This is a genomic window from Pusillimonas sp. T2, assembly GCF_002236805.1.
Classification (GTDB): domain Bacteria; phylum Pseudomonadota; class Gammaproteobacteria; order Burkholderiales; family Burkholderiaceae_B; genus Neopusillimonas.
In genome coordinates this window covers 1-24,656 of sequence record NZ_NIQA01000007.1, presented here as the reverse complement: position 1 = coordinate 24,656, position 24,656 = coordinate 1, and the positions used below count along the sequence as shown (strand labels likewise).

27 protein-coding genes are annotated in these 24,656 nt (G+C 51.7%); 15 read left to right on the top strand and 12 right to left on the bottom strand.

Annotated features, from left to right (window positions below; all coding sequences use genetic code 11):
* Window positions 1-133: 133 nt before the first annotated feature.
* The 7 genes from PuT2_RS11440 (at window position 134) to PuT2_RS11410 (ending at window position 7,573) form a co-directional block, all read left to right on the top strand.
* Entirely contained in the window at window positions 134-892 is a 759-nt protein-coding gene (locus PuT2_RS11440) for a hypothetical protein (RefSeq protein WP_143516150.1), read from the top strand.
* Entirely contained in the window at window positions 889-1,614 is a 726-nt protein-coding gene (locus PuT2_RS11435; protein ID WP_143516148.1) for a hypothetical protein, read from the top strand. Before PuT2_RS11440 ends, PuT2_RS11435 begins: the two co-directional genes overlap by 4 nt.
* Window positions 1,611-2,870, top strand: a complete 1,260-nt coding sequence (locus PuT2_RS11430; RefSeq protein ID WP_093971190.1) for a hypothetical protein — start codon at window positions 1,611-1,613, stop codon at window positions 2,868-2,870. Before PuT2_RS11435 ends, PuT2_RS11430 begins: the two co-directional genes overlap by 4 nt.
* A gap of 12 nt (window positions 2,871-2,882) precedes the next feature.
* Window positions 2,883-3,377, top strand: coding sequence for a hypothetical protein (locus tag PuT2_RS11425; protein WP_093971189.1), 495 nt, complete (start codon window positions 2,883-2,885; stop codon window positions 3,375-3,377).
* A gap of 12 nt (window positions 3,378-3,389) precedes the next feature.
* Window positions 3,390-4,712: a hypothetical protein gene (locus PuT2_RS11420; protein WP_093971188.1), complete on the top strand. Its 1,323-nt coding sequence runs from the start codon at window positions 3,390-3,392 to the stop codon at window positions 4,710-4,712.
* 18 nt (window positions 4,713-4,730) lie between these two features.
* A complete protein-coding gene (locus tag PuT2_RS11415) occupies window positions 4,731-6,995 on the top strand; it encodes a DotA/TraY family protein (protein WP_093971187.1) in 2,265 nt (754 codons plus the stop codon).
* A 140-nt stretch (window positions 6,996-7,135) separates the two neighbouring features.
* Window positions 7,136-7,573 (top strand): hypothetical protein, encoded by a 438-nt coding sequence (locus PuT2_RS11410; protein WP_093971186.1) that lies wholly within the window; start codon window positions 7,136-7,138, stop codon window positions 7,571-7,573.
* A gap of 600 nt (window positions 7,574-8,173) precedes the next feature.
* Here PuT2_RS11410 and PuT2_RS11405 read toward each other — a convergent pair.
* From PuT2_RS11405 to PuT2_RS11390, 4 genes are all read right to left on the bottom strand, one after another.
* On the bottom strand, window positions 8,174-8,992 hold the full coding sequence (locus PuT2_RS11405; protein ID WP_093971185.1) for a thioredoxin fold domain-containing protein: 819 nt from the start codon (window positions 8,990-8,992) through the stop codon (window positions 8,174-8,176).
* Window positions 8,993-9,060: 68 nt separating this feature from the next.
* On the bottom strand, window positions 9,061-9,546 hold the full coding sequence (locus tag PuT2_RS11400; RefSeq protein ID WP_093971184.1) for a hypothetical protein: 486 nt from the start codon (window positions 9,544-9,546) through the stop codon (window positions 9,061-9,063).
* Window positions 9,547-9,895: 349 nt separating this feature from the next.
* Entirely contained in the window at window positions 9,896-10,186 is a 291-nt protein-coding gene (locus tag PuT2_RS11395; protein ID WP_216820816.1) for an addiction module antidote protein, read from the bottom strand.
* Between the two features lie 53 nt (window positions 10,187-10,239).
* Window positions 10,240-10,473 carry a type II toxin-antitoxin system RelE/ParE family toxin gene (locus PuT2_RS11390; protein WP_256387481.1) on the bottom strand — a complete coding sequence of 78 codons (234 nt, stop codon included), beginning with the start codon at window positions 10,471-10,473 and terminating at the stop codon, window positions 10,240-10,242.
* 867 nt (window positions 10,474-11,340) lie between these two features.
* Here PuT2_RS11390 and PuT2_RS11385 point away from each other — a divergent pair.
* The 4 genes from PuT2_RS11385 (at window position 11,341) to PuT2_RS15705 (ending at window position 15,559) form a co-directional block, all read left to right on the top strand.
* Complete coding sequence (locus tag PuT2_RS11385) at window positions 11,341-12,564, top strand: hypothetical protein (protein WP_093971181.1); 1,224 nt, start codon at window positions 11,341-11,343, stop codon at window positions 12,562-12,564.
* Between the two features lie 102 nt (window positions 12,565-12,666).
* Window positions 12,667-14,433 carry a UvrD-helicase domain-containing protein gene (locus PuT2_RS11380; protein WP_093971180.1) on the top strand — a complete coding sequence of 589 codons (1,767 nt, stop codon included), beginning with the start codon at window positions 12,667-12,669 and terminating at the stop codon, window positions 14,431-14,433.
* An 11-nt stretch (window positions 14,434-14,444) separates the two neighbouring features.
* Complete coding sequence (locus PuT2_RS15710) at window positions 14,445-14,951, top strand: hypothetical protein (RefSeq protein ID WP_143516147.1); 507 nt, start codon at window positions 14,445-14,447, stop codon at window positions 14,949-14,951.
* A 2-nt stretch (window positions 14,952-14,953) separates the two neighbouring features.
* Window positions 14,954-15,559 (top strand): hypothetical protein, encoded by a 606-nt coding sequence (locus tag PuT2_RS15705; RefSeq protein ID WP_143516145.1) that lies wholly within the window; start codon window positions 14,954-14,956, stop codon window positions 15,557-15,559.
* Here PuT2_RS15705 and PuT2_RS11375 read toward each other — a convergent pair.
* The 8 genes from PuT2_RS11375 to PuT2_RS11340 form a co-directional block, all read right to left on the bottom strand.
* On the bottom strand, window positions 15,517-16,113 hold the full coding sequence (locus PuT2_RS11375; RefSeq protein WP_143516143.1) for a hypothetical protein: 597 nt from the start codon (window positions 16,111-16,113) through the stop codon (window positions 15,517-15,519). The two genes, PuT2_RS15705 and PuT2_RS11375, sit on opposite strands and share 43 nt — an antisense overlap.
* A gap of 154 nt (window positions 16,114-16,267) precedes the next feature.
* Window positions 16,268-16,531 (bottom strand): hypothetical protein, encoded by a 264-nt coding sequence (locus tag PuT2_RS11370; protein ID WP_093971178.1) that lies wholly within the window; start codon window positions 16,529-16,531, stop codon window positions 16,268-16,270.
* Window positions 16,532-16,636: 105 nt separating this feature from the next.
* Window positions 16,637-16,972 (bottom strand): hypothetical protein, encoded by a 336-nt coding sequence (locus PuT2_RS11365; RefSeq protein WP_143516141.1) that lies wholly within the window; start codon window positions 16,970-16,972, stop codon window positions 16,637-16,639.
* Window positions 16,973-16,995: 23 nt separating this feature from the next.
* Window positions 16,996-17,706, bottom strand: a complete 711-nt coding sequence (locus PuT2_RS11360; protein WP_093971176.1) for a hypothetical protein — start codon at window positions 17,704-17,706, stop codon at window positions 16,996-16,998.
* 82 nt (window positions 17,707-17,788) lie between these two features.
* Window positions 17,789-18,241 carry a hypothetical protein gene (locus PuT2_RS11355; RefSeq protein WP_093971175.1) on the bottom strand — a complete coding sequence of 151 codons (453 nt, stop codon included), beginning with the start codon at window positions 18,239-18,241 and terminating at the stop codon, window positions 17,789-17,791.
* Between the two features lie 26 nt (window positions 18,242-18,267).
* On the bottom strand, window positions 18,268-18,897 hold the full coding sequence (locus PuT2_RS11350) for a SprT-like domain-containing protein (RefSeq protein WP_158214037.1): 630 nt from the start codon (window positions 18,895-18,897) through the stop codon (window positions 18,268-18,270).
* A 1-nt stretch (window position 18,898) separates the two neighbouring features.
* A complete protein-coding gene (locus tag PuT2_RS11345; RefSeq protein WP_093971173.1) occupies window positions 18,899-19,276 on the bottom strand; it encodes a hypothetical protein in 378 nt (125 codons plus the stop codon).
* Between the two features lie 75 nt (window positions 19,277-19,351).
* Complete coding sequence (locus PuT2_RS11340) at window positions 19,352-20,173, bottom strand: hypothetical protein (RefSeq protein WP_093971172.1); 822 nt, start codon at window positions 20,171-20,173, stop codon at window positions 19,352-19,354.
* Window positions 20,174-20,802: 629 nt separating this feature from the next.
* Here PuT2_RS11340 and PuT2_RS11330 point away from each other — a divergent pair.
* The 4 genes from PuT2_RS11330 to PuT2_RS11315 all read left to right on the top strand — a co-directional run.
* Entirely contained in the window at window positions 20,803-21,414 is a 612-nt protein-coding gene (locus PuT2_RS11330; protein ID WP_143516139.1) for a hypothetical protein, read from the top strand.
* A gap of 86 nt (window positions 21,415-21,500) precedes the next feature.
* Window positions 21,501-22,493, top strand: a complete 993-nt coding sequence (locus PuT2_RS11325; protein WP_093971170.1) for a hypothetical protein — start codon at window positions 21,501-21,503, stop codon at window positions 22,491-22,493.
* Window positions 22,494-23,334: 841 nt separating this feature from the next.
* Window positions 23,335-23,823 carry a transposase gene (locus PuT2_RS11320; protein WP_093971169.1) on the top strand — a complete coding sequence of 163 codons (489 nt, stop codon included), beginning with the start codon at window positions 23,335-23,337 and terminating at the stop codon, window positions 23,821-23,823.
* The coding region (locus PuT2_RS11315; RefSeq protein ID WP_254046998.1) for an IS3 family transposase at window positions 23,820-24,656 on the top strand (837 nt) is incomplete at its 3' end. The genes PuT2_RS11320 and PuT2_RS11315, both read left to right, overlap by 4 nt.

The window sequence follows — 24,656 nt, the reverse complement described above, 5'->3', positions numbered from 1 at the left end:
ATTTGTTCGTGCACCGACGGTCGGAAAAGGAAGTGCAAGCCGCTCGGGGAATGACGCAGCAAGAATTGCAAGAGCATCGCTCCAGATTATTGCGTCGTTTTCGGGCGCCACGTACTCAGGTCTCAGGAGAGTCATGATGAGCGTAGTTAATGACGTCTTTCATATGAGCGAGGGCAATCCTAACTCCTCGAATGTGCTTGACTTAGGTAACGGGACTTATACGCCCAGTCTGTTCGATGAGATTGAGGCAGTTGCCCGGGACCTCAAACCAACGGCGCGGATCAGTCGTGCACGTATCTCTACTATCGAGCCATGGATCGAGCATCAGCTTAGTCTTGATTTTGCACAGGATGCGCTTGAGTATCTTCTCGATGCACAGGCAAGTGACGAGGTAGATCAAGCTGGCCTTGATGCTGCTGATTCGGTTGATCTGGGCGATCTTGTTATTGACGACGCATTTGTCGAGCGCTGGGTTGCCAACATGGGGCCCTTTGATCTTGCCAGGGCAATGCTTCTTGAGGCGGTGCGTGATCTTGTAATTGGTTCGCCAGAAAACCGTAGATCTGCAATCTCGTGGATTCTTAACGATGAGCCCGATAGTGGCCTGAGCTTTGATGTTAGTGTCGTCTGGCTAACTGAGATGTGCACGTTACCTGGTCGGGAAATCAATGTGGTGATGCCCGACGATTTGGAAGATCGTGTAGAGCACATGCGCAATGCTTGCTTGCAACGGCCTTTTGAAATGTATCACTTGCTCAAGAATTTTGAGGATTTCAGCGACTATACGAAGGAAAAACTGCAGACGCTTCGAGAACAGAATTTACCCACCGCTAGAGACCTGCTATTGGCGGATGAGCAAGGTTCAAACAAACAGCAGCGGTTAACGCCATGAGTCAGGCACAATCAGAGGCAGTTCTCCCCAGGCTAACGAAATTGTGTCCTGCGTGTAAGCAACCTCAAAAACACAATCCGAAAGTTGCGCTATTTGCGTGTCAGAACGTCGATTGTAATCACGAATGCCTAAGCACCGAGCTTCTGTCGCCGCCGGATTCGTTTGAGAGCCACAGGGTACTTGCTCGCTATGCCGAGCAATGTAATGTGACCTTCACCGTCGCAGGTCAGCCAATGCCCCATAGCGCAGTGTTTATGCCTGAGTTGTTCCTGCCGGTCATCATTGCCCATGGTTATCGCATTTGGCAAAGAATGTCTTTTAATGATGATGAGCACGGCGACACCAAATCTTTTGGCGCCGTTGTTTATGACTGCTCGGATGCGCTTTTCGGTGTCAGTGCCACGTGTGCACCAATTCGCCACGGCGATATCTTGTCGACGTTGCGTATTTTGGCGTTAACGAAAGCCGCTGAGGAGGTTTTGCTTATCGAACGGGATAAGCAGATCCATCTTGATGATTTTATCGACCAGTTTCAAAAACTGGACTGGGACGATGGATTGCCGCAAATCACATTGACGCGATCGCTCATGGGCGAGCAATTTCGTGGTTTGCCATGGTACTCGCAAGGCGAGAGGCATAACGAGTCCTTAGTTTCAGATTTGAATTCCTCAGATAGTTTCCCTAATGCGGCGACGATTCCTAATCGACAGGTGAGCAAATGACGGACCCTCGCACAAAGTTCGCATTCTTTGACATGGCAGCCCGCAAAGGCGTGGTTCCGACTCGCGCTGAGATTGGACCTAGTGCGGCCAATCACCTGGCCGAGGCAACGGTGTCCGAGATATCTGCTTTGGACGGCGCACAAACGTCTTCTCTAGCAGCAAGTCGGATGAACATCGGGGGCGACTTCTTCCCTCAAACAACTGCGCGAAGTGATTTGTTGCTCACGTTAAGCTCGAGCAAACTGCTAACCGAGCTAATCTGCGCGGTTATAAATGGCCCTACTGGACCAGCTGATGTTGATGTTTTAGACCGACTCGTCGCCGAGTCTCATCGATTGGCAGATGGGTGGGCGCGACAGATCGTGGGAGATGGCAAAGATGTACCAGCTTACTTAAGAGCAAACTTGCTCAAGCAAGCCTGCAGATTTTTCGCATCGAATTGGCAACGCCATGGCCAGATCGATGCACAACGAGTGCTCGACCTTGCAGGCGAAACTTTCTCGGCCCAGGTCGCTAGTATCGACCAAGCTTTAGTCGAGCAGCTTGATACCGTGCCGGATGTGGCTCCTGATAATGTAGAGCACGCTCGTCAGCAGATTCAAGCAACGTGCAGTATGGCTTATTGGAAGCTAATTACTACAGTCTCCGGTATCTCGGCTGTTGAATTCGGGCTGGCTGGGCTAGTAGAAGACGATCAAGATCGATTCGTATATGGGATGAAGGTCGAACGTGTTGCAAGTGACCTTTTAGAGCACGTGCTGCAGATCGCTGATGACAACCGTATCGAAACACCAGATCGCGTGCTAGCGGTCAGCTGGTACCGTAATGCAATCAATCGGCTCACTTCACTCGTTGGCGCAAACTATAGAACTATCACCAGAATGGTTCTGGCCGATATCGACTCGAGTTCGTCAACGGCTCCTGCCCAGGTGTATGAGCATTTCCAGATGTACGAGCAGGTATTACAGCGAACTCATGAAATTTCCCGAAAACAGTTCATTAACGCAGAGGCGGTTGCCGCCGAGAAGATGTCCGCTTCAGCTTTTGTTAAGTATCTTCATACAACCGAGAGCACAAGCAATTTAGGGTCAGATTCAATGGGGGCTGCTAGTGCTGGATGCGAGCATGCGATCCGCTTTGGCCCGAACGAAACGACGGCCAACGTATCAAGAGATACGTTGGCCGTCAATACAACGTCGCAACAATCTTATGCGGGCGATCGCCGGGACACTCCCGGATTTAAGTATTCATTTTAAAAGAGACAGGCTATGCAAAGAAAATTAATAGTCACGCTTTTGTTATGGAGTCTGAGTGCAATGGCGGCCGCGCAAACTCAACAGGAGCTTTGCGGACCAGATGGTGCGATGGCGCAAGAGCGAGAACGGTCCATCAACCAAGCGCAGAAAGAAATCGATGAAGATCCCTTTTTTGAGCAAATTAGTCAGCAACGCAATCAGGATCGCAATTGCATGCTGGACCTTTCGAAGCAATTAGGTGGCGCTGTCGGCGCTGACTCTGCTGGACTCGGGGGCGTGATCGATCAAATCTTTCAGCAACTCGGTGACGCGATGTGCGACCCGCAAGGATCCCCAAGTGGCGGCGGCGGTGCAACCCCCAATTACACCCCTTCGCAACCCTCCTACGCTCCCGCGTCCCCTCAACCTGCTGCGGTTCCTTCTTTGTTAGGGCCAAGTAGCGAAGCCTCTGGAAGCAGTGTATGGGATCGTTTGAGTGACGCCATGGCCGGTCGACCAGCAAACTAGGAGATGCTAATTATGAAGACACGACTTATTTCAAGTGCGATGGCGGTCACACCATTCATTATGGCCGCCCTGTACTCCTCCCCGGCTATAGCTATTAAGTGCACACTTACTCAAGAGTGCATTATCGCCATCGATAAAACGAAGGCATCGATCAATTCAAACATCGATCAGATGGATTCCAACATTGCTCGCGAGGTAAACCGGGCAAGAACGGACATTATCGAGGCGTTAGGTAAGCAGACATCGTCGATATCTGGCCAGCAGGCCCAGGCTGTAGAAACCCAAACCCGTCATGCAGAAGAGGTTGCTAAGGCGAATAAGAAAATGGAAGTTGTGCGCACCACTCCTAAGCTTGGGTGCGGGGTCACATCCTCCGCAACGGGCCCAACAGGCGGCGGCGTTGCAAAGACATCAGTAGGTCAGGGCCGAAAGGCAGCGAACTCTTCGGTGCCGGAACGGTTGAAAAAAGCGTGGGATCAGTCCGACCCGAATGCTCCAGTCTTGCCGCCTTCAAATCCAAATATTTCGCGTGTCGATTTAGGGGTCGGGAGTTGCCAGGGCTTTGCGGGTGACCCGAACTCCGCTCGAGGCTTGATGTGCCGGCAGGTTAATGGACTGAAAATTGACAGTAACCCGTACGCCGACGCTGACATAAAGGCTGAAACCTTGTTCGACGGCCCCCAGCAAAAGGGGAACGAACAACTCCGGCTAACAGTTACCGCCAAAGAGCGTACGCCTGAACGAGATGCGCGAAAGGCAATTATTAATCAGTACAGTGATCCGATCAGCCCTCCAGGAATTTCGGCTTCGGCAGCATCATCCTCAGAGGGCGTTGCTTATATCGGTGCACTTACGGCTTACAACGCGTATTCATCCCTGGCTAGCAAGCCAGTACGCGACTGGGACGCGCTGACAACGGCAGATCCTGAGACTATTCCTGCGGTAAAAGCACTAGTCGACGATCCCGTAACAGGGCAGTTTGTGGCTAACCATCTTAAATCATCTTATCCAAACTGGGCTTCAGAGGGTGTTTCGCCTGTTGAGTTGATGTATTTAGAAGCGGAAAAGCGCACGGGCAATCCGGATTGGATGGTTCATATGAGTGGTGCAGATGCTCCAGAGAAGGAAGCGGAAATGCTGTTCCTTATGGCGTATCAACAGCGATTTATGTTTCAACAGTTGCAGGAGACTCGACGACAGAATGTGTTACTGGGTCAGCTCCTGTCGCTTCAGCTAAAGGAGACAGCATTCCCTGATCTGGAACGTCTAGCCGCTCAAGCCAACAAAGTTCCAGCGCGATTTGACAATCAACGTCCTGCGTCTAGGCAGCAGTAAGAACTACAGGTGATCGTCATGCGAGTAATTAATTGCACATTGATGCGCAACGTGGCATATGCAGCGTCTTGGTTGGCGTTTTGCGCCGCGGCACTGGTGTCGAATGCTGCATTCGCGCAGCTAACTGGTGATATTGGAACATCGTATGACGAATTAATTCTGGCTGCTCAACAGCCTGGTGATCACTCAAGGAACATTCTGCAAGATCTGCTCTCGGATTTTGGACAGAATCCGTTTACAGCGGTGGGGCGGCCAGACACATTGCTTGGAAATCTGTTTTTTCTGTTTAACAGTGGCATATTCATTGTTGGCACCGCGCTGTTGAGCTACTTTATTTTGTCCTCAGTAGCGCAGACCGCCCATGAGGGTGAGGTATTAGGTAAGCGCATCAATGGCCTGTGGGTCCCGATCAGGGTGTCGCTAGGTGTGTTCGGCATGCTTCCAGTGTTTGGAGGGTTCAGTCTGGCCCAAGCTATTGTCATGTGGTTCGTGATTTTAGGCATCGGGTTGGCGAACATTATGACCAAAGCAGCCATTAGCGATACGGAAATGTTCAATGCACTGATTCCTCCCCCTGGCGCTACTCAACAGTCGGATGGTGCTCATTTCAGTTCCGACACAGCGCGTCAGCTTTTTTTAATGAACGTATGCGTGGACACTGCCAATGCCTACTATCAGGAAACCAAAGGAGGTGATTGGTATTCTTGGTTACGAAGTGAGCCGGAGCTTAGTTTTAATAACGTTGGCGGTAACACAGCAATTCGTAGTGTGGGTATCAGTGGAGACTACTCTTGCGGCGAAGTTGTCTTACGCCGAAATGAGCCACGCCAAGGTTCCTTCACTGGTGGCTGGCGATCGCCAGCGGTCAATTATGATGATATTGCCCAGATTTCTAACGTTGCTTATGAACAAAAGGCTGCAGAACTGTTATCGATGAACACCAAAATGGCTGCTTTGGCTAGCCAGTTTGTCGATGCTTACTACGCAAATGACGGTGCTACAAGCGTCAGTCTGCCCGCTAGTGAGTTTGAGGCGGCAGCTCAAGAGGCAAACCAGGCAGTTTCTTCTGCTGTAAATCAAGCGATTCAGGGAGCTGAAGGGTCTCAACAAGCCCAGCGCAGCGCATTGACCGAAACAGCGTCCAATGAGATTAAGAAAGGTGGTTGGATGTCATTAGGCAGCTGGCACAGCACCTATGCCGAAGTCCAGGCCGCTCTACAAACGGCCGCCTATAACGGTCAGCTAACGACGGTTCCTGTTTCAGATTTCTCGGACGCATCAGAAGATATGTACGCGACCATTAAGCGTATGATGGCCTCCGCAAACTATGTCGTACAAAAGCCGGCCGAGGAAGTTGATTACAACTTTGGGCAAGACGTCATTCATTTCTTCGTCAATTCCGCTACCGGCAACACGGCTGGCACTGGTATGGTCAACCCAGTCACGGCCGCCAAGAACGCAGGCGACTGGATGATCAATATTGGTCTAGGTATGTATGCAATTGATGTTCTGCTCGATAGTATTGGCGGTAAGGTTGCTATGAAAGTAGGGGAGATCGCATCCAGCGCAATAGCCCTAACGGGTCCGCTCGGGGGAGCCGTGAAAATCTTTGCGGAATTAGCGAAAGACTTTGCGTCAATCCTACCCATTCTCGGCGGGTTGTTAATTATTGTTGGTGGCATGTTGAGCATCTACGTTCCCATGATCCCCTTCCTCACCTGGGTTGCCGCACTTGTTAGTTATTTTGTCAGCGTGATCGAAGGTCTTGTTGCCGCACAGGTTTGGGCGTTCGGCCATTTAAGTCTCGATGGTGAAGGCATGGGGCAAAAGACAGAGAAGGGCTATCAGTATTTGCTTAGTGCACTATTGCGGCCCCCATTGATGGTTCTAGGGTTCTTTTTCGCGTCGGCTATGCTCATTTTGATCGGGTCGTTTGTTATTAAAGAAATGGCAACGGTCATCATGAACGTTCAAGGTAACTCGATCACTGGCCTTATTTCGATACTTGGCTACTTTATCTTGTTTGCGATTTTGTTGATTACAATTGTCTCGACGGTGTTTGACATCATCTTTCAGATCCCAGATCGCGTCATTGCCTGGTTCAGCAGTGGGCTGGAGGCGCAAATGGCTAAGAATATGGATGCGAAGATTGAAAATCAAGCAAAAGCAGCTATGGGTTGGGCTGGTGGTGCCGGTGCGGTGATCCAGGGCGCCAGAGGCAACCGCAAGAACACGGATCGCATGGTTCAAAGCAATCAGCAATCCAAGGGGCCTAGTCAGTAATTTTCATTGTGCGAATGTTGGAGCGAACCCCGGCAGATGTCGGGGTTTCGTTTTTTTTAGTTTGGTTGATAAGATAAATTCATAGCAGTGGAGCAAATAAGGTTTCACACACGGATAGTTTTTGTTCGGTAGGGGGCACTATGAAAAGCAAGTTCAAGCTAGATCGTTGGCAAATAGATTTAATAAAGAACCTTTCTTCAAAGGCAGAGTGGAAGCCAATTAACAAGGCATTGAAAACACATGTTCTTGCTGCTTTTGCACCCATACTGTTTGTGCTGTCAATTCCTTTCTGGTTTGTTGGGCTTTTGCTTGTTAAGCTCGACCCCTTTTTTTGGACTTGGGAGTCATTAACCCGCCACATGGATAATCTTGTCTGGGGCTCTGTAGCCGTTTGGTTTTTGATAGCGCCGCTCTTGTTTGCGTATTTAGCAATTAAGCATCGTCGGTTGCGTCCGCAAGCAGAAGCTTTTTTGCAGACAAACGTTGTCGACAAGGCTAACCGGCTCCATTTGGAGCGACAAGTCAGTCATGATCTGGCGTATGAGAAAGAAAGACAAAGACAGCTTCGTGGGCTTTGATAAATTGTTAGATAAGCGTGATGAATAGGTTTTGCGGCCGCATAAGCGGCCGTTACTATTGATGCGTATGGTTATACTGCTGTCCGGTTGTTTGGCAGGCAAATTGGTCCTAGGTAGACCAACTAGATATTCATTTCGGTCAGCTGCACATGAAATTTTCTTTGGCCTATGTCGGCGAGGCATGTCCGATGAACGCCAACGAGCGATGATGATTAAGACGGAATACCACTTTCAGCAAGAGCAGGACCGTTCCACACTACCTTCACTTTCCTAGGCCCAGGATGGCTAACCTCATCGGCTCTGCTTAACTTAAAAGGCTGCCGACCAGAGCTACTTTAAAGCCCTCTCCATGACCATTATGGACTCAATGAGTTCCTTAACCGGTTCAGGGAAATTTTCAGTGTGCTGCTCGATTTGCACGGTTTGATTCAGCAGGCAGATAGTCCGCACTTCGATCGGGTATGACGATAGTCAAAGTCGCTCAGGACGGCAATGCAAGAGTTCGTTGGAAATAATTGGTTCGGATAGCGCTTAACTAAGAAGGTTGTTCTAAAAAAAAAACGGCCGCATAAAGCGGCCGATTGTGAGCTAGTAGATCGGTTACTTGAACTCGAGATCTATCATCTCAAGCAAATATTTTCTCTCAATCGATCCACCCACAGCTAGATTATTAGAAAAGACTAAAGTGGGAGAGACTTGGTTGTAATATTGCCCATCGTCGGACATGAGTCCCTGCATTGAGCGAATGATGCTCGATGAAGGGGTTGTACAGTTCGGGACTTTGGGCGGCTCCACACGATTCAAAATCCAGTTGTCCCAAGCTTGTGCGCGAGCTTGATTGGTAGGTTGGCAGACAATTTGTTGGACTATTGGCTCTGACTTTTGACCAAGAAAAGGTGCAACGAAAGTATAGATCGTTACATCGTCCAATTTGTTTAGGTCCTCCTCCTGTCTTTTTGAGTAAGGGCAGAGAGGATCTGAAAAAATTGCCATCTTACGCTTCCCATTCCCATGCACACGCACAATTGCATGTTGGAACGGAATGCTATTGAAAGCTAAACCACTTTCCCAACCTGGAACCGATGCCTTACGCATCCGTCCCGTGTTAGTCGGTTGCGGGGCTGTTTGATCATACGCATACCACCGATACTGCGATGGCCAGCTCGCAGGCTTGCTTGTGTTTACCGACGAAGCGCCAGTGACTGAACTGATCAGGTTCCCGATGGGATTGGATTGCGAATCAGTTGCGCCAGAAGCCGGTGAGCCTGAACCAGTGATGGCTTTACCTACTTCTTCCGTAGCGGTCTTAACCGCAGCATCGACCAGGGCATCAAAGTTAAACGCACTAGCGCTGGTGGAAAGGCTGCTGGCCAGTAGCAGGGCGCTGACCATAGTGGTGGTTCGGAAGGATAACGGCATAATCGGGACTCCAGCTGTAATAGGTACAGCTTCAAGATAGCAAACGACAAAGAAAAAACGAAATGAGCCTACAAGCCTCGAGTGCCTGGCTCAAACTTTGGGCGCTCTGATGGCGTTGCACGGTGCGCCGCGCGATCCTTATCTGCCGCAGTCGCTCGCATTTGATGAGCAAAGGAGGCTAGACCGTCGGAAAGTTCCAGACACGCCGTTTTGACCGGCGCCAAGTTCTTGGCGACGAGCGTTACTTGGGTTGCCGGCGAGCCAATAACTGCGGAGTCTTTCACAACAGAGCAAGCATCCATCAATTCTGAGAGCTTTGCGTTGGCTTGTTGCGTTTGGTTGGGAACCGCTCCGGCCAGCTCAAGTGACTCAACACCATCTCGGGCTTGGCCTTTAAGACGGTCAGTTACCCAGCAGACGTTATCGCCCCATTTCTCGTGATACGCCACGCTAGCAACGCTTTCTAGGGCGCTGACGCCGCGACGAATTTCAGATGATGAGCGATCAATGGTTGCCAAGGCGGCTCGCTGCAGTTGTTTTGCTATGAGATCCACGGATAGTCTCCTGGTGGTTGACGCGCTTGCAAAATAAGCTGGCTGCAATGAGCGCTAAATAATTGAGTCTATTGTATTTTGTTAATGTATCAATCGCTACTTTATTGGGTGGCTTTTTTTAAGTAAAGCGGACTTCTGGCGATGTCGGTCGAAAGGCTTTTGGGGTCCGTGTTTGAATACTTCAACGTAGCGGCAGGTGTCTGCCTTAATAGATCTAGGCACAACCAGATGGTCAGGAAATGCTTGAGGCCTGGACGTCAACTAATCAAGATTGCGCAAGATCAAGCAGAGAAAAATATTCGACTGCATGTGACTTTGGATCTCAATGATGCGCCACTTTAGCGTGCATTCAATGGGCAGCTTTAAATGAAAGCCGCAAACCCAGCGCGTGGGCAACTTTCACAACCGTTGAAAGGCTCGGGTTGCCGTGGCCAGAAAGCGCCTTATCTAGCCCCTGACGGCTCATACCCACATCGCGGGCAAGCTGGCTAAAGTTTCGAGTGCGGGCCACATCTCCCAGCGCAGCCGCAATCAGTGCAGGTTCGCCTTCCTCGAGTACAGCATCAAGGTAGGCCACAATATCTTCTTCGGTCTTAAGATAGTCCACCGTGTCATAGCGACTGAATCTTACATCCATCATCTTTACTCTTTTCATTGAGCTGCAACGGCCTTTGCTAAGGCTATGTCCCTGCCCTAGCTTCCCTTATCGCTACCGTACAAGAGGCCCACTGCTGCTGGTCCGCATCGGGTGAAATGCCCGCGATAGCCCGGGCCATAATCGATCCTCATTTCAGGGATCACTTCTCCTACGGGCTTCACATCGCCTGGGTTTCCAAGACGTAACCTACGAATGCGTGTTTCGATCTTTGCACGGGCCTTGCGGCCGCGTAGGTCGGTCAACCAATGATGAAAAAGGTTGGTCTTAATGAGTTCGATCCTGTGTCAATTGTAGTTGCTGCCTATGGTGTGCGCAAACTATAGTTGCTATTTCATAAAGGGCAAGGAGACATAAGTCGCTTCCAGCCGACTACCAAGTTTGTACCCCTGCCTGAGGGGCTGATTATGAATGCTCGAACGAAGCAACGAGCGGATGCCCGGATAGAAAATGTCCCATTAAGTCGATGTAAATGTCCCAATGCGCATTTAGTCAAGATCGCTCAGACGTGGATTCACACAAGTTGATCATGAAAGGAAATTATCTTTAGAAACAAAGTAAAAGAAAGATCTGTCTGTCACAAAGGCGTGTTTGTTTATGTCCCGATGCACATTTGGGGAAAAGGGTTTGAAATTGCAATTGCACATAATGTGTATTAAGAACCAAACAGACCACAGAAAGTGCGAAATATTGAACTCAAGTACCGCTTTCAGCGTGAGCGAAGCGTGAGTGTGGCTGTCTGCAGGCCGCCGACCCGGCCTAGTCGGGACAAGAAGAATGTGAATATTTGCCTGGAGCTGTTGCCGAAGCGATTCATGGCGCCTGTGAGACCAAGGGGAGATCATCAATGATCGGTGTGTTGGCTTGCCGAAATGGCAAAGCGTTTGATCCCTTGAGTGCAATCGCGAAAATAATGCTCTCCAAAAACTAGATTTACGGTCTCCGTGTAGGCACCATTACCTTGAATTTAGATTTGTCCCATATCGATGTTTATAAATCGGATGGATTGGAGTCCCGTTTTAGGAATGTCCTGTCCCAGTAGTGGTGATTCAAGACGAGGCGGCTAAAAATTTGAATGGGGTGCGCAGTGCCTGCCGGTTAAACCGTGCTTTGCGTCCCGTTTTAGGTAGGAGAACACTGTGGTTTCAAGCGATCAGATCAATCCCCAGAACCAATTCATCTTCGACCCGATAGAGTCGGGTACTGCTGAACCCAACCACGGGCACCAACACGAGAGTATCAAAGCAGACGTGGCTACCGTATTACCGGAAACCGAGTTTGCAACCCGCGACTCAGGTGATACACCATGGGATGAGCCAAGAAGCCTTGGTCAAACGCCCGCGCATACGCCAACGCACCCGCGCAAGATATCGGAGCAAACACGGATAACTTACGAGGGGCATCTGCGTTCACTGCGCTCGAAGTTCTTGTTGGCTAACCCGCATGTGGAGGAGCCAAGCCCTGTGGAACTGGTTGAGTTTCTGATCAATCGGTATGACCGGCTACGCCCTAAGACGGTGCTTATCTATCGCTCGGCGCTTCTGTTCTGTTTTCGAGCCTTGCGCGCAAACGATCCTGAAGTGGAGCAGGCATGCTTGATGCTGCAGCATGGGCTGCCAAAACATGGCTATCGAGGCAACAAGCCCGGACAAAGTATTTCTCTTTACAGCAACAAATCCTTGCACAAGCGCACGTTCCCGCGTCGAGACTTTGAGAGACTGCTTCGCTTCCTTGGGGCCAGAGGCACGGATGCTGCAGACGAGATGATTGACTGGCTGCTGTCAGGGTTGGCCACTGGGTTGAGGCCGGCTGAGTGGGAATTCGCGCGCTGGGCTGATACGCAACGCACCCACCTTCGGGTCAAAACACTCAAGCGCCACTTGGACAAGCCGACCATTCCTGGGCTCAGTGAAGAGACGCTGGAACAGTTCCCCAAGGTGGAATACCGCCTGGTGCCGGTCCATGACTCAGCCCGGGAAACGGTCGATGCCCACCTTCGTAACATTGCGGCCCATCTGCACGCCGGGGATCCGTTTTCGCGAATTTATGAGGCAAGGCGTCGTTTTCTGCGACGCGCGTGTGTCGATTGCTTTGGGCCGAATGGGCCTGTGTTCACGTTGTACATGATGCGCGGTCAGTTTTCGGCTAATGCCAAGAAGGTGGCCAGTGCCGCTGAAGTTGCGCAGCTGATGGGGTGTATGCCTAAACGCGTGATGGGAAACTATGGGAGCAAGAAAGCGGCTCACCGTTCATCGGCCGAATTTAAGCCTGGGCAGCAAGAGTCGCTTACGCAAACACAGGGCGTGGCAAGTGAGTCACTGGGCGCGAACACTTCGGGTGCAGTGAGTCCTGCCGTGCCATGATCAAAACGCAGGGGTGCAAATATCCTGGTCTAAAACCTGTATTTTGGGTAAGCGATTGAGGATACTAAGTGCTTGATACAGAACTCGCCAAGGCACTTTGTTATGCACTTTATCTTTGACCCCAGTGAGCTGCCTACCAAGCCGACACAACAAGCCGTTCGACCTGGGCAACCAGAGCCCCCGCAAGCGCAGGGTTTCAAATTTGGGCAGTCGGACACCGAGTCGCTGATTTCGACGGGTTCTGTCAGTCAGCAGATCGCCCCCCAGGTAATTGGCCGAGCGCAGCTGGATCCGCATTACGCAACGCGTCGGGGTATCAACTACGTTGATCAGCAACGGACAATCATTGAGTCGGATCACGAGATTACCGTGGGCATGGCGTTGGCCGGCACCGGTAAGACCTCAACGGCCGTTGGTTTTACAGACGCCAGGCCGAATGTCCGCACCTTGTATCTGGCATTTAACACGGAGAATGCCGCTGAAGGGCGTCGGCGCTTCGGTTCGCACGTGCAAAGTAGAACACCGCACAGTATCGCGTTCGCCTCACTGAACAGTGAGCAGCGAGCACGGGTGACCTATCGCTGGAATGCGACCACGGTGCGCAATGCGCTGAATATGACTAATTACCGCGCTGCGGCTACGGTGTGCGCGATCATCAATGATTTTTGCGTTTCGGATGATGAGGATTTTGATCCTCTGAAGCATGGCTACTCGGCTGTGGAGCGACTCGGCGTTGACCACGATATGGTGGTGCGGTGCACAGGCTTTGCCAGACGGTTGTGGCAAATGATGTGGACGCCGGGGTCGGGTACGCCTATTCCACACGACGCCTACTTCAAGCGGTTTGTGATGAGTCGTCCGAACCTGGGCGCACAACTGGTGATTTTTGACGAGGCGCAGGATGCGAACGCTGTGACTGCGCAACTGGTTCGCTACCAGCACGAATGCCATGGATCGCGGTTGTTATATCTGGGCGATGAGCACCAATCCATTTATGCGTTTCGCGGCGCGATTAATGCCATGCGCAATCTGCCTGACTCAGCGTATCGTTATCCACTTACCCAATCCTGGCGATTTGGCCCCAAGACAGCGGCGTTGGCCAATCTCGTGCTGTCAGAGTTCAAAGATTCTTCCTTGGCGTTGGAGGGCATGGGGGCAGATCAACTTTGGGATCACCGCCAACAGTATGCTTACTTGGCGCGCACTAACGCTGGACTGATTGCTCAGGCGGTAGCGGTGAACGGCCAGGGTGTGCATTGGGTCGGTGGCATTGAGCGTTACCGCGTTGACCTGTTGCTCGATGTGTGGCGCTTGTCCGTGCATAAACACCATGAAATACAGGATCGTTTCATCAGTCAGAACTTTGATAGTTGGTTCGATTACGAACAAGCTGCGCATGCAAGTGGTGATCCTGAAATGCTGATCATGGTCAAGCTCATTGATGATTATGGTGAAACCATCCCGCAGATTGTGCAGGAGCTCAAAGCCAATGAGCAGCGTCAGGCGTCCAACGCCAATTTGATTCTGACGACCGCACACAGGGCTAAGGGCCTGGAGTTCAACCAGGTGCGCATCGGCGAAGACTTTGCTGTTTGCGATCAGGCGGAACAATGGTTGGCTGGCCTGGTTGACGGTGATTTCCCTGAGCAGGAAGCAAATTTGCTGTATGTGGCATTGACCCGAGCCAAAGGCATTGTGAACCCGGGTTCGGATATGCAGCAGTGGCTCAAAGAGTTGCAAGCACATCGGAGCCAGCGCAAACGCGCAATCGGGCAGCGCGATCAAGATCATGCAGGTATACCGAGTTCGCAACCCAACACTAAAACCGATCGTTTTGGATTCGGTGCCTTGTCCGCCCCCAAATTCTAGGAGCTTATGTCATGGACCCACAACGCCCTTGGAGCCGAGTCCAACCGGTATCAGTCGAGGATGACAATCCATTTGCGGGAATTACGGTAAAGGTACCATCCCGTCTTGAGCGGCTTCTTTATGGCGAGCAAGATATTGATGACTTTCCGATCATGGGTGAGGACTCTAGGGACGATTTCGTGCAAGGCAAGCCCGAACCATTGCGCTTGCCTGTAACCCATCGTGCGCCCCCAAGTTTTGAGGCACCAGCGCTGTTTCAGACCCAACGCCCGATTCCAAATCGTGAGGTGGTCAAGCAAAATCCAGTTGCCCAAAGAGAAGAGTCGACGCAGGTAACAGGACAGGCCACAGTAACGGCCTCAAATCCGGTGGCTACCCAATTTATCTTTGATCCGACGGTAGCAGCCCAAGCCGCTAAAAGGGCGCAGAGCGCAAATCCATCGGCAAATGACTTCACGTCATCAGACCAAGACCACGATTCGGCTCCAGCTTACTCGTTCTCCAGGCCACGGGGGTGAGCATGGAGCAAGGATTTACCTTTGATCCAGTCCAATCGGTCAGCTCGGCGCCTTCAACACAAGGCAGGCTGTCGCGGTTTGATCGCCAGACCTGGAAGCGCCTGCGCGAACAGGCCAATGAACGTCGGGGCCAGGGACAGGGAGCTACGATACTTGAAATACATTCGGTGACTGGCGGCCAGTCGATTGGCGTGGTGACTCACCAACGAGTGCCTGGCTCGATGGCCGGTTGTATATGGTCGGCATGGCCAGAAGCGTTATTGATCGAGCGTCGATTGAAAGAAAGCGTCTTGCCTTCAGGCAGGCAGCGGACACCCTCGAGTCAAAATTTGCAGGGATACGTGATGATTGCCAATTATGCGCGTACTAGCCAAAGTCCTGTGCCCATGGGGCACAACGGCCAGAACATTGAATTGGCGCTTTACGAAAGGGAGTATTGGCTAATTTCCCCATACAAACCTCGGGGTGTGGATATGACCGGTGATAGGTACCTAGGGTTTTGGCAACCCGTGCTGCTTGATGATCAAGACGTGCTTAAACAAGCCGATGAAGACATTGAGCCGGATCAGTGCGCCGTTTGTTCACCAACGGCTTTAGCCTTCAAGTAAGTTTGATTCAGGTAGTCTCGGTTGCGAAGGACTTGTTCAGGATGCAGTCCTTCGACCACCAGCCTGCAATGAATGAGGTCAATCAGGTCGTTGCGATCTTGAGCCGATATTTTGTGCAATATGGCTGACCAGCGTTGCTCGAAGGCGCGCTCTATGCTGCGATAGAAATGTATTCGCAACTCATGGGCAAATCGCAAGGGTTCGCCCCAGGACAATATTCGCCCCTTTTTGCGTGCTAATGCGCCGCGATCATGCTCGCTGACTTGCTTCTCGTAAGGCAAGTCGATTTTAGGGCCCCAGCTTATCGGCTCAACAGCAAAGTGAACGCGTTCAAAGCCGGCCGCATGGTAGCTAATCGTGTTGTAGTCGGCGCCGGCACGCTGGGCCTTGGCCATGACTGCGACCAGATTCTGAGCGTAGAGTGTCTGCACCAGGCATATGAACTCGGGCCATATTCGTTTGACCGAAGGATTGTCCATCACCCATTGCATGCGCTGACGTGCGCCTGAAAATCGAGAGGACGCTATCCATTGGCTCAGCAGGGCTTCTGGCAAAGGTTCGCATAGTCCAATCTTTGCTGTCCAAGGTTGGTATTCAAAGCTCAGCCGTGGCCAATGCAATGTGGATCGCTTGGCATACACAGCGGGCTTAATCGTGAATAGACTTGGCAGCTGAACAGCGTGGTGCATGATAGTGGCCCCAGCAGGTTTACAGATCCAACGGTTCGGCAGCAGCCATGGCCGCCAAAGTAATGTCAGTGGCCAGCATGAGGTTAGCCTGGTCATTGCGGTCTGAGTGCACGATCACTTTATCCACATTGGGTGCAATAGCTTGATCGTTGAACTCGTAGGTATATCCAAAGAAGCTGTTGTCCGGGTCATTCTGTGCACGCTCTATGACGCCGTGTATCGCCACGCGTTGGTTCTCTGAATAGTGCTTGGGTATGTGAACAATTATGTGGGACGTATCCATGCTGATCCTCGTATATGGGTTACAGGTCGGGTTGGGGTAATGGCGCTACAGGTATCCATGAGACCAAGGTAGCAAACAAATGGAAAAAACCGAAATCATGGCCAATCAGTCTGCTTTGGTGTCAGGTAGTTGCAGCTGCTGTTGACACAAGAGGCGCAGGCGAGTCAATTCGGTCTCTCGAGCTTGAAGCTCAACTGCTTGAGTTTGCAACTGCTCTTGCAGCGCCCCCAGGTCACGATATAACGCATGCACCAGCTTCAGAACTCGAAAGCGAGCATGGTTACGCTCAGCTTGGTCGCGACGGTCGTAGTGCGACGCACCGAATCGATCTAACGCTTCTTCAATTTCTTGCAATCGCGGGTGTTCGGTTAAGAGGCGTTGAAGCTGCGCCTCTTGCTCCAGGAACATATCGCGGTTGGCCATATCGCTTGGTATTGTCATGAGTGTGGCTCAGCGTGGATGACTTATAGCTTAGCCTTGCCCGATTTTGCCTGCTCACGCTCTTTGGCTGCCTTGTCTTCTTGGGCCTGAGCTTCGCCGCGAATCTCGTCACTTTGTTTGCCATCGTCCGAGATGTGCACGGTGAACTGTTCAACCAACCCTTGCCCGTCATCAATGGCGGTAACTAACACCTTCAGGCCACACTCACGGAAGAACTGTTCGGTGAAAATGAGCCGGGCATTGCCAGCCTGCACTTTACCCAAGCCATTTTGACACTTAATAGCCTGGTCTGCGGACGCGCCATGACGCATTTGCTGCCATTGAAATGTGTGGATGTTTGCCACCTTGGTAGCAGTCATTTGCGTGCCGTACTTTCCAAGCAATTGCTCTTTGAGCCCATTGAGCATAAATCCCTCACCTTGTTCCGGTCGCTGAAATCGCGTCATTTGTGCGATTTTTCCGTCTTGCGAGGCCAGTACGAACATGGCATCGACGGTATGACGCCTCTCATTTAAAACCTGTCCGACCAAGCCCACTAGCTTGCCATTGTCTTGAAGCTCACGGATTTGATAGTCGGGGTTGATCCCAGTCAGCTTCGCCTGTGCTTGTTCGACATCCAGTCCAAGCTTGAATCCAGCAATGTCGGGGTCAATCGTTTGCGCGGTTACGGGGGCGATGGTTGTCCCGGCCAGAACAAGAGCGCAGAGAGTCGAACGCAGGGTGGTGAATTTCATTAGAGGGTCTCCAAAACGATGTGTGTACAAATTCATCTTACCCGGCGGTTATGAAATTCAAAAACCAGAAAAAAGCGCTTTCTTAGCGAGCGATATGATCAAACAGCGCAGCCCGTTTACCTGGACCATAAACAAACCCCATGCGATGCGAGCCGTATTGGCTTTGAAGTTGACCAAAGCCCGAAATAGCCGGTCCACCCCGAGTAAGTGAGCATGGAGGAGTGACCATGTACTCAATGAGGTGAACCGGCCCGATGCGATCAGAAAGCACGGTACTGGGGGCGCTTGCACGTACCGAGCACCTGGCAGACTGAGCAAGCGAGAGCAGGCTGCGAGGCTCAACCCTGTCCAGGTAGTCCAGCATCAGCCCATCTTTGTTCACCGGTTCGATACCTGCCCCCCTGGGCAGGCTCAGGTACTGTGCAAAGCTGGCTCCTGGCACAAATGCGGCGAATGCCAATACCAACACGAACGGCGCACATCCTTTGATTGAATCCGCGCGCAAAGAGTAATGGGCAGAGGTGCGTTCGGTCATGGGGGCGTTTCCTTATTTGGTGGGCGCTATTTGATCTGCACATCAAAGCGCAGTTGCCCCAGGCACTGGCGGCAAAAGTATTTGGCTCGCTTGGCATTGGCATGCTTGCGCGGGCCAAACTTGAACACCCTATCTGGACAGCTGCAGCGGTAGGCGAACAAGCGCGTGCTGATGGTTGCGTTATCGATAACAAAATTGTGGGTCGCTCGCGGCTGCAGGCCAAAGTCACGCATGACCTCTTGCCATTGCGGGCCATGGGGAGCCAAAGAAAAGGGGCGACGTTTGCGGCCGGGGGCGTGCAAAAAGAGGGTAACCAGATGCGCTACCTCGTGGCCAGGTGTTTGGGCGAGGAACGCCTCTGTATTCTCGTTCAACAGCACAGGATTAAAGCGAATGTGATGCTCACGGTAATGGGCCATGCCCGACGCGCGCCCGCGCAGGTCAAAGCTGCAGGTGGGTACAGGAACGTTAATCCGATATAGGGCGTTGGCCAAGGCGGTGTAATACGCGACCTTGAGCAGAACCTGTTCGCGCACTGCGCCAGGCACGGCCACCAACTTGCCACGCGATGCCTTAAACGGTTGTTCCTTGGCCGGCTGCACGGGTAGAGCGCCCGATTGGAGGACTGCCGAGAATGCTGTTGAGGTGCTTCCCATATCAGTGCACCCAGCCCAGGGGGCGGACAGGCGTGTCAACATGACCTGTCGCCATAGGTTTTTGCTGTTGCGCGACAAGCGGTTGCTGTTGCCGCCCGCAGACGAACTCTGCAGCTTGCCAGAACAAATCTGAGCAGATGAGCAGACAGAGCATCGCCATATCAACGCCTTTGTCGTGCGAGACTTGGTGAGAGCGAAACAGGCTCAAGAAACGCTCTTGCGCCCGGTCGTTACGATCCAGCTCGGGCAGCATCGACTCATGCGCCTGCAGCAAGATAAGCAGACCGCGCTCGATGGGTAAATTGGCATTAGGTGCAGGGGAGTTAACCAGCCGCGTATACAGTGCGACGGTTTGTCCGATTAGGCTAGTTTGGTTCATGATGGTTGGTCCTGTGTTCGAGGGTGTTGATTTACTCTATCGAACAGACTCAAAAAACCTAAATCGTTGTGCCCGTTACCCGCGCATGCGTGGCGCTGGCTGGGCCTCGGGCTGTTCGTCGTCCCAATCCATGGCTATTTGCTCACCAAACGCCATGAGCGGCTCCTGAGGCAGAGAGTTTGGACTGTGCTCGTTGAACACGCCGGCACCAATGGTTGCGCACCGCTTAAACTGGGTGGCCCCGTGCTCCTGCAACACTTGATTCACAAGAAAGGCTTGCAAGGAATGCGGCATGCGATCAAACGTCCAGGGCTGACCATGAAAATCACCCCAAAGTCGGTTCTGTCGCAAAAAACGCTGTGGATTGTCTTGGCATTGCTGCTCATAGAGCGATTTGGCGCGAACCCTATATGTGTCGAGAACGGCGTGAGCTAGCGCATATTGACTGGCGCTATAGGTGTTGCCGCTTGAAAGCTCAGTGACGTTCCAGGAGTTGGTGGCAATCTTCCCGTTTAGGCGATAGGCGTAGCCATTAAAGGAAAGGTGCGCCCCCGGCGTGAGTGTTTTGCCTGCCAAAGCGATATTTTCAAGCTCAAGATAAGCATGTTCTCGCCACTCACAAGGAAACTCAGTCGATTGGTCCAACAGTCGTCTTGGGCAGTTAATGCTGGACGGGCTCTGAGATTCCGAGATTAGTTTGTGGCCCCACTGGGCGCCGACTCTATTCATCATGACCAGGGTAATCCAACGTTTGGACGAATCTGCTGGGTCGGCGACAAGAAGCCATTCGTTGTGGCCCATCCGGGCCTGATCAACAATGCGCACATCTGCACGCACTTTTACTAGAACGTCATCTAAAACACTCTGGCGTGAGCCATCTTGATAGATCCAGCCCATAGGAACACCTCTGGTTTGTTTAAATAAGCAAGAATGCTATCGAAGCAATTGGCGCAGTTAAAGGTTTTGAGCGGCTTTATTAGCAGCAGCTTGCTCGTGGCGGACGTCAGATTGCAAGGTAGGTAACCGTGTATGAAGATAGAAATAGCTAGAATCGGCTGTACTTTATAGTTATGATTGATTATTGGAAAAGTACTATTAATGGTGAGTTAGTATGCGAATGACATCGCAACAGTATCGGCAGCTTATCGGGGGGCAAGAATCTGCTAAGCGTATGCCTAGGCGCGCAAACTCTTCTTTATCGGCGGGTCCTAGCGTGCTAGAGGCGCGCTTTGCACAACACATCAAAGCAATGCAATTGCCCCCGCCAATCCCGGAATTTCGCTTTCATCCCAAGCGCAAGTGGCGCTTTGATTTTGCATGGCCCCAACTGTTTATCGCAGTCGAGATCGAAGGCGGCGTATTAAGCCAAGGCCGTCATGTCCGGCCTCGAGGATTCACAAATGATTGCGAAAAATACAACCATGCCTCTCAGTTAGGTTGGCGCGTTTTGCGATTCACCGGGGCTGATGTCCGCTCAGGAGCCGCTATTCAATTAGTGCAACAAATGTTGACGAGTGGGGGGGGAAATGAAAGCGAAAGAGCAAGAGATTAACGTCAAAGACACGGTGCAAGACGTAGTCGAAGATCTAGGAATGATTTCACCTGTCCTCTGTCCTAATTATCTATCGCGCAGACAAGGGTGTCTAATCGGCTCGCTGGTGTTTGGCGGATTGGTAGGTATCGGATTTGCAGCTGCTGTCATAGAGGACACGGGGCACTGGATATTTTTACTTGTTGGATTGCTTCCACTAATTTTGGTACTCGTAGCAACGGCATTAGCGATCGGAAGCGTAAAAATGATCCATCTTCCTTTCTACCTGTTAATTTCGATGCTTGTTATTGCTGCTATCGCTGGCATGGGGGCGTACCTATCAAACACTCCGGGGATTCTCTGGATGGCGGGACTGGGCTACTTCATGCTTCTGATAATTACGTTTTTATTTGCAATCGCCTTCGCTAGAAATCTGTTCGAAGCACTACTTTGGCCTAAGTTTCGCCCCCAAGCCGTTGAGCGCGTACAGCAATCAGCTGCGCTGGATGAGGCAACAAAGGCCAAAGTTTTAAGTTTGCTAGGCGATAGAGTGCCTAACTCAATTGCCCTGAATCGTGTTCTGCAAGGGAAAATTTCTACAATCTAACCGTCCAACCAATGTGTCCTTGTGAGAACCAAAAATCTTCTTTAGTTTAGGATAGCAACAACGATAAAATTAAAACGCTGACTGAGATGACTAAATCCGATCATGTTGAAAAAAATCCCCTGAGTTCAAGTCAGGCCGCGATTCAAATCGGACGGAAGATGCAACAAATCGCTGAGCAAGCTCACCATTGGAAGGCCATGGCAGAGCAGGTAGCGAATCCCTCTATTATGGCCATTGGGAAATGGGCCCGACAACCCTCGATAGCCCAGGCCCGGAATATCGCGGCTAACGCTCAAGCATCTATGCCAGCGATTGCGCCAATCATGACTGCGTACAAAGAATCCCTGGCGCGAATCAACATCGGTCGACTGCAATCACTTGGTGTGTTGCATCCCGAGCTTGGTGATTGCATCGCTCAACTGGGAAAACTCGCGAGCGCACATAAGACATTGCTTGAGTCGCAGACGAAGGCAGGGCGGCCACTTCCAGATTTTGTGCTTCCGGGTGCAACCCGTGAACTGTATTTAAGTGCCGCTATTCTAGAGTCCATCAGCGAGCAAAATGGCCCCCCAGACCAGATTCAGCAGGTACATGATCGAGTCGACGGGAGCGATGAGACGGAAGCGCTCAAGCTCCTGCGGACCGTCGCCCCCGATCTCTGCAAGGCGTATCTTGGTGCCAAACACGCCCTGGGCTCATCCAGCCCCGATAAAGCGCGTCATATGCTTACTTCACTCAGAGAGGTTTGGAACCACCTCCTGCGCAGGCTTGCTCCGAGCGATGACGTTCTGGCGTGGATTCAACGCACGACACACAAGAAACAAGGGCTGATACATAATGACAAGCCGACACGCCGAGCTCAAGGCCTATACATCTGTCGAGGCTTTGAATGCTCGCCGTTAAGAGAGTTCGTGTTGTTAGATATCAGCAGCTTGACAAAAATGATTGATCTCCTTAACCGGCTCCATGAACCAGATCCAAGCATTAATGACACTGAGCTACATGCTGTAATGGCAAAAAGCGATTCTGCGCTTGGCTTTATCCTCAAGCTTGTAGATTACCAAGAGCGCCCTGTCTAATCACATTTTTGGGCTAGGCCGGCATTGCTGCTGTTCTTCGAAATCCCCTTCAAAACTGTGCTCCTGAGCAGCTTCAACGCCCCCCGCGGCGCGGAAATAGTCATGCCAGTATTGATTGCCTGATTAGCTGCCGCGGCTTGAAGGGGCGGCAAAGTCCTGGCTGCATGGAGGATTTGAGCTACCTCTACTTCTAATCTGGCGACCAGGCGTTGGGCTTAGTGTCCCGAAGCGCAAGATTCCAAGCGTTGATGTGCTCCGAGTCGCTAGCGCCCTCGCAGATTTTCATACTCAAATCGAAAACGCTTAGGTCAAAAGCCCTTCATTTGATCGCTACGAACAATCCGTTGCTTTGCATGTAGCAAAGCTAATTCATCGGCGCTCTCTCGCGAACGGCACGGGTTTGGTAGGCTAACAGGTGACGTCAAACTACTGCGGCAATCTTTAATGGTCGCATTAGGCCACCAAATGCCAACAGGCTCTTCAAATGAGTGTGTGACGATCTCAAAACTCTTGAATCGGAATGGCTTCATTCAGAACTCACTAATATGATGATACTGGAGACCTAATTATTACGTCACGACTCATTTTCAATGCATAGTTGATACTGAAGCTGCCACCAGGCGCTTTGTGTCAATGGCCAGAGAGCAGCGCAGTCTGGTCTGTGATTTTCACGGCATCATGCAGTATTAAAACTGCGCCACGATTAAGCAATCGCATTTTGAAGCCGTCAACAAGTTCTGTTATGTACAGATCATACCCAAGCGGCCCCCTCTGTCACACTAGTTGTCCGGTCGTTTGATTTCACTTTTTTAAAACTGAATGGGGCGGATGGAGTGCTTAAATGCCATCCTACAGTGCCGAGCTGAAGGCTCAAATCGTCAAGAAAATGATGCCACCGAATAACCAGAGTGTGACGCAGATCAGCCATGAAAGCGGGATTTGTGCAGCCACGTTGTATGCTTGGAAGCGACAGTTTCAAGCCAAAGGATTTGTGGTGCCTGCAAAGAAATCTCTTCCTGATCAATGGGATGCCAAAGCCAAGTTGGCGGCGATTATTCAAACTGCTGCCATGAACGAAGCCGAGCGTTCCGAGTACTGCCGTCAACATGGGCTATACCCTGAACAACTGGACGCCTGGAAAGAAGCGTTCGAGTCTTCTGATGTGCAGGCCGGTCCGGTCACCAAGGCGGTACTGGCCAGCGAGCGCAAAAAATACAAACAGCTGGAAAAAGAACTACGACGCAAGGAGAAAGCGCTGGCTGAAGCGGCCGCGCTACTGACGCTCTCAAAAAAAGCCCAGGCCATCTGGGGCGCCAACGAGGACGATTGATCCCGGTTGAGATGAAACAGATGGCCATCACCCTGATTGACGAAGCAGTGACTGCCGGCGCGCGGTGCTACAAGGCTTGCGAAGTCGTCGGTATCACCTGCCGGACCTTGCGCCGTTGGCGCAACGTCGACACGTTGGTCGATCGGCGACAGCAGCCCACCGCGCGTGACTACCCCCATGCGCTGACCCCAGTGGAAAAGACGCGGATACTGGCCGTGTGCAACAGTGCTGATTATGAGAGCTTGCCACCCTCGCAGATTGTGCCTCGCCTGGCTGATCAAGGGATTTATATTGCGTCGGAGTCCAGTTTTTACCGTGTGCTCAAAGCCCACGGCCAGTTGAACCGACGTGGTCGAGCACAACCCCCGCGCCCTATAGCCGCGCCCAAAGCCTGGCTTGCTATTGCGCCCAATCAAGTCTGGACTTGGGATATCACCTTCTTGCCTAGCGCCGTGCGCGGACAGTTCTATCGTCTCTATCTGATTCTTGACGTCTATAGTCGTTTGATCGTCGGCTGGGAAATTCATACCGAAGAGTTGGCTATGCATGCAGCCACCTTGATCGATAAAGCCTGCTTGCGTCATGGTGTTCGCCGCGATCAACTGGTGCTGCATTCCGACAATGGCAGTCCGATGAAAGGGGCAACGATGCTGGCAACGCTTCAAAAACTCGGTGTCGTGCCTTCGTTCAGCCGCCCGTCGGTCAGCAATGACAACCCTTATTCTGAAGCGTTGTTCAAAACCTTGAAATACACCCCGGCGTATCCGCGTCGACGCTTTGCTGATATTGACCAAGCGCGTGCCTGGGTTCATCGGTTCGTCACCTGGTACAAC

What these genes read in the sequence shown, in the direction of transcription:
- PuT2_RS11440 (WP_143516150.1), top strand. Translation starts at nt 134, where the DNA reads ATGATGAGCGTAGTTAATGACGTCTTTCATATGAGCGAGGGCAATCCT.
- PuT2_RS11435 (WP_143516148.1), top strand. Translation starts at nt 889, where the DNA reads ATGAGTCAGGCACAATCAGAGGCAGTTCTCCCCAGGCTAACGAAATTG.
- PuT2_RS11430 (WP_093971190.1), top strand. Translation starts at nt 1,611, where the DNA reads ATGACGGACCCTCGCACAAAGTTCGCATTCTTTGACATGGCAGCCCGC.
- PuT2_RS11425 (WP_093971189.1), top strand. Translation starts at nt 2,883, where the DNA reads ATGCAAAGAAAATTAATAGTCACGCTTTTGTTATGGAGTCTGAGTGCA.
- PuT2_RS11420 (WP_093971188.1), top strand. Translation starts at nt 3,390, where the DNA reads ATGAAGACACGACTTATTTCAAGTGCGATGGCGGTCACACCATTCATT.
- PuT2_RS11415 (WP_093971187.1), top strand. Translation starts at nt 4,731, where the DNA reads ATGCGAGTAATTAATTGCACATTGATGCGCAACGTGGCATATGCAGCG.
- PuT2_RS11410 (WP_093971186.1), top strand. Translation starts at nt 7,136, where the DNA reads ATGAAAAGCAAGTTCAAGCTAGATCGTTGGCAAATAGATTTAATAAAG.
- PuT2_RS11405 (WP_093971185.1), bottom strand. Translation starts at nt 8,992, where the DNA reads ATGCCGTTATCCTTCCGAACCACCACTATGGTCAGCGCCCTGCTACTG.
- PuT2_RS11395 (WP_216820816.1), bottom strand. Translation starts at nt 10,186, where the DNA reads ATGATGGATGTAAGATTCAGTCGCTATGACACGGTGGACTATCTTAAG.
- PuT2_RS11380 (WP_093971180.1), top strand. Translation starts at nt 12,667, where the DNA reads ATGCACTTTATCTTTGACCCCAGTGAGCTGCCTACCAAGCCGACACAA.
- PuT2_RS15710 (WP_143516147.1), top strand. Translation starts at nt 14,445, where the DNA reads ATGGACCCACAACGCCCTTGGAGCCGAGTCCAACCGGTATCAGTCGAG.
- PuT2_RS15705 (WP_143516145.1), top strand. Translation starts at nt 14,954, where the DNA reads ATGGAGCAAGGATTTACCTTTGATCCAGTCCAATCGGTCAGCTCGGCG.
- PuT2_RS11370 (WP_093971178.1), bottom strand. Translation starts at nt 16,531, where the DNA reads ATGGATACGTCCCACATAATTGTTCACATACCCAAGCACTATTCAGAG.
- PuT2_RS11365 (WP_143516141.1), bottom strand. Translation starts at nt 16,972, where the DNA reads ATGACAATACCAAGCGATATGGCCAACCGCGATATGTTCCTGGAGCAA.
- PuT2_RS11360 (WP_093971176.1), bottom strand. Translation starts at nt 17,706, where the DNA reads ATGAAATTCACCACCCTGCGTTCGACTCTCTGCGCTCTTGTTCTGGCC.
- PuT2_RS11355 (WP_093971175.1), bottom strand. Translation starts at nt 18,241, where the DNA reads ATGACCGAACGCACCTCTGCCCATTACTCTTTGCGCGCGGATTCAATC.
- PuT2_RS11350 (WP_158214037.1), bottom strand. Translation starts at nt 18,897, where the DNA reads ATGGGAAGCACCTCAACAGCATTCTCGGCAGTCCTCCAATCGGGCGCT.
- PuT2_RS11345 (WP_093971173.1), bottom strand. Translation starts at nt 19,276, where the DNA reads ATGAACCAAACTAGCCTAATCGGACAAACCGTCGCACTGTATACGCGG.
- PuT2_RS11340 (WP_093971172.1), bottom strand. Translation starts at nt 20,173, where the DNA reads ATGGGCTGGATCTATCAAGATGGCTCACGCCAGAGTGTTTTAGATGAC.
- PuT2_RS11330 (WP_143516139.1), top strand. Translation starts at nt 20,803, where the DNA reads ATGAAAGCGAAAGAGCAAGAGATTAACGTCAAAGACACGGTGCAAGAC.
- PuT2_RS11325 (WP_093971170.1), top strand. Translation starts at nt 21,501, where the DNA reads ATGACTAAATCCGATCATGTTGAAAAAAATCCCCTGAGTTCAAGTCAG.
- PuT2_RS11320 (WP_093971169.1), top strand. Translation starts at nt 23,335, where the DNA reads ATGCCATCCTACAGTGCCGAGCTGAAGGCTCAAATCGTCAAGAAAATG.